1 protein-coding gene is annotated in these 234 nt (G+C 62.4%); it reads right to left on the bottom strand.

Annotation, left to right across the window (positions count from 1 at the left end; translation table 11 throughout):
- The coding region (locus ACRHNM_RS18280) for a hypothetical protein (RefSeq protein ID WP_431138045.1) at window positions 1–234 on the bottom strand (234 nt) is incomplete at both ends.

Below are 234 nucleotides of genomic sequence, written 5' to 3'. Positions count from 1 at the left end.
CGCACATACCGACCACGGCAGCGCTGATCGGCAGCAGTACCGTAAAGGTGCCGGCCTGGGAGGCTGGCACGTTGCGCAAGCCTGTCATCCACAACCACACGGTCCACACGCAGGCGGCAAGGGCGTAGAACAGCAACAGACCCCAGATGCTCCATGCCACGCTGCCGAAGTCGAAGCGCCACGCCAGATACAGCCCGAAGGGCGTAGACAGCGCAAATCCCCATAGATTGACGA

It is taken from the genome of Psychroserpens mesophilus (genome assembly GCF_050617655.1).
GTDB classification, from domain to species: Bacteria; Bacteroidota; Bacteroidia; order Flavobacteriales; family Flavobacteriaceae; genus Psychroserpens; species Psychroserpens mesophilus_A.
Note: the sequence above shows the minus strand (reverse complement) of the source record. Positions and strands in the feature narration are given on the sequence as shown.